This is a genomic window from Pseudoalteromonas sp., assembly GCF_041613455.1.
In the GTDB taxonomy this organism is placed as follows: Bacteria; Pseudomonadota; Gammaproteobacteria; order Enterobacterales; family Alteromonadaceae; genus Pseudoalteromonas.
Map to the genome: position 1 here is coordinate 1 of NZ_JBFJHD010000271.1, position 3,453 is coordinate 3,453.

Annotated in this window: 2 protein-coding genes; both read right to left on the minus strand. The window is 44.6% G+C overall.

Annotation, left to right across the window (positions count from 1 at the left end):
* Positions 1 to 2,423 (minus strand): sodium/solute symporter (locus tag ABYB02_RS15730; RefSeq protein ID WP_372763338.1); only part of this gene is annotated, 2,423 nt, incomplete at its 3' end.
* A gap of 317 nt (positions 2,424 to 2,740) precedes the next feature.
* Positions 2,741 to 3,453, minus strand: a 713-nt coding sequence (locus ABYB02_RS15735; protein WP_372763339.1) for a sensor histidine kinase, incomplete at its 5' end; no start/stop codon positions are given.

Consider the following 3,453-nt stretch of genomic DNA (forward strand, 5'->3'; position numbering starts at 1 on the left):
ACCATGGCACCAGAGGCATTGGCTCGGGTGCTTATAATTCCCAAAATAAATAGCCCACCGAGTGCGCCCATAAACATGCCCACTACTTTAAAGTACTCTTCCATTAACGAACGGATTTCGGGGCTAATAAATAACAAGCCAACCAAAGTGCCAAAAATGCCTACCACTAGGGTTAACAGCCGCGCTGCATTTAAATAGCCCTTCTCACTACGACAAAGGTTAAAAGGGCGCATAAAGTCGGTTACGAGCGTAGTCGACATCGAATTCATACTGGTTGATACGGTGGACTGTGCGGCCGCAAAAATACCAGCAATGATAAGCCCTGCAATACCAATCGGCAGTTCGCTGGAAATAAAAGCCGGAAATATTTGGTCAATTTGTTTGGTTGGATCGAGCTTTTCAGGGTTAGATTGATAAAACACATATAAGCCAGTACCAATGATAAAAAACAGTACAGACGCAACGGGTGCCATAATACCGTTAGTCCAAATTGATTTGCGGGCAGAGGCGACATCTTTAGTGGTCATGTAACGTTGTACGATAGATTGATCGGCGGTGTAGGTTGATAGGTTTTGCCCAATGCCACCCAGAACGATGACCCAAATAGACAGTTTAGTAAAACTATCCATACTGAAATCAATATCAAGGGTTCTAAATTTATCATTGGCGATACCGCTGCGGAAGATTTCCGCAATGCCGCCATCAACACCGCTGACAATATAAGCAAAACATAATAATGCGCCTAACAGCAGAACCACGGTTTGTATGGTATCGGTCCAAATTACCGCTTCAATTCCGCCAAGAGTACAATAGATTAAGCTTAATAAGCCGATGATTAATACGCATTGCCATGCATCAAATGGCGTGACCGCTGCCAGTGCCAGCGCGGTTAAGGCCATAACAATCCCCATGCGACTGATATGAAATAGGGTGAATAATGCACTGGCAAACAGCCTTACTGGCATATTAAAGCGCAGTGACAAAAACTCATACGCACTGGTGGCGTCTATTTTACGAAAGAACGGCATCGCGACATAAGCTGCAATGGGCGTAACGGCTAAAATCATCCAAATACCGCCCCAATAAAGCCAATCGGTTCGATACACAATAGCCGGTATGCCAACAAACGTGAGTGAGCTGAGCATAGTGGCGTACATAGAACACGCATTAGCCCACCAAGGAATATGTTGGCCACCGCGAAAGTAGTCATTCACGTTTTTGTTTTTAAACACAAAGTACACGCCAATTAAGACCATGGCGAATAAGTAAACCACCAACACTGTCATATTTTGCCAGCCAAAAGTATTATTAGTATGTGCAATGGCGGCAAATTTTAACTGGCTAATTTGCTCAGTTGATTGATGCACTAGCATGTTTGACTGCCAAGGTACGGCATAATGAAAACTGGGTGTTTGTTGCTCGGCTTCGACTAAGTGCTGTGGATCGTTGCTGTCGTATTGTGCCCATACATTAGTGATGGCGTTATAACTTAATACGTGTGTTTGTTTAGCGCTGCTGGCAAAAAGTAAAAAATGCGACTGTCCAATAGCCAAAGCACTGGCCGATTTTAGTGGTAACTCAGCAAGCTGGTTTTGAAAGCTTGTTAGTGGCAGCCATGCAGTTTGCGCAGGTGCGTGTTGATACTTCCATAAGGTCGTTTCGCTGTCAGAGCTGGGCATTTCAAGGGCGAATAACGCATCGTGTTGGCCATCATTTTGGCTCACTAAAGTAATGGCATTCGGCCGCACAGCCAACTGTTTCCAGTCTGAAGATGCAATGTAGGGCGGTACTTTACCCGTATCAGTAAGTGCTGTTGGTGTGGTTATGGTTAAATCGAGTGCATAAAGTACACTGCTATTACTGGGGCTTGTTGCGGTGAACAGTGCATATAAGGTGTTACCCACAACGGCTGCAGAGCCTTCAGGCATTGCAACGGGTAATGGTGGAAGTGCCAGCATTTCGATGTCGGCATTATCGCTGCGCCGCAACAACAAGGTATCGCTAAAGTGAGTGTCACCATCGCTACCGCCTAGCAGAACGACACCATCAGCAAAAGAGGCTGCGGCACCAAACGCACGGGCTGCAGGCAATTGGATGGCTGATTTTTTCCAGTTTAAAACATCAGGATTATCAGGCGCTTGCTCTGCTAGCCAAATTGAGTCTAGGTACTGTGGTGCATTACTAGCCGAATGGCGAGTAACTATTCCACCGGCGATTACCAGCAAATCATCATGTACGCCAATTAATGGTGCATGACGCGAAACCGCCTGTAATGGGGCCGTTGTCTTATTCCATTGCACCGCAATGCGATCGGTAGCCGATACCGATGTAGGGAGGAAAAACAGCAATGCAGCTAACCAAATAACGAGGTGAAAGGTTTGCAGTGAACGGGAGTGGGAGCGCATTAAACAAAGGCGGTGCATAGCGGGTATTCCTATTATTATTACAAAGTTCAACACAGAATAATGGGTGACACTGTTTTGGATGTATACCTGTTATACCAGTTGTTATTTTCTAAATCTAGCAATACAAGGCAAATGGGGTGAATTAAATGTTAGTGTTGTAGTTGTAAAGTAAATGAATGATATACAGGATATCGCTGATATTATTAATGATATCAAAGGTTATCGAACACTTAGCGCGGGATAGTGTGTGGGTTGCTGCGTATTGATGAGTACGTGCTCAGCATATTTTAATAAAACGGCTATTAGCCATAAAATGAGGATTATGACTTAGTTACTTAGTTATTTACCTTAACGGGCACGGTAAATTCGGCAATAAATAACGCGTTATCATTTTTAAGAATGAGTGAGCCTTGGTACTTTTCGGCGATGCTCGCCACAATTGACAGGCCAAGCCCAGCGCCGTTTTCTGCACCTTTACGCCAAAAACGAGTTGCCATATTAGCTAAATCGGCCGGGTTAATATGGGCGTGGTTACTAATGGTTATCTTTAGTGCGGTGGCTGTTAAATTAGCGGCTAAAACCACCGGTGTATTCGCTTTGCTGTATTTAAATGCGTTATCAAGTAAATTCCGGCACACTATAGTGAGCATGGCACTGGGCATACAGCACACTGGCTGGCTTGCTGTTATGCTATAGGTTAAGCGAGCACTATTGTTGTTTGATTCTGTTACCACAGTAGCTATTAACGGCTCAAGTTCCCAAGGCTCTGTAATGTTTAGCGGCGTGTCGGCATCTACATGGGCCAATACCAGTAGGTTGTCTAAAATGGTATTTAATTTCTGCGCACTTTTTTTTGCTTGCCCTAGTGCTTTTTGTTGGGTGGCATCTTGCGTAAGCTCTGCTAATTGTATTTGCGCTAAAATACCGGCTAGTGGGGTTCTTAGCTCATGCGCGGCATTACTGGTAAAGTGTTTTTCGCGGCTGATCCCTTTTGCTAAGCGTGCCATTAAGGCATTTTGGCTAGTTATAAGCGGTTGCAGTTCTTTTA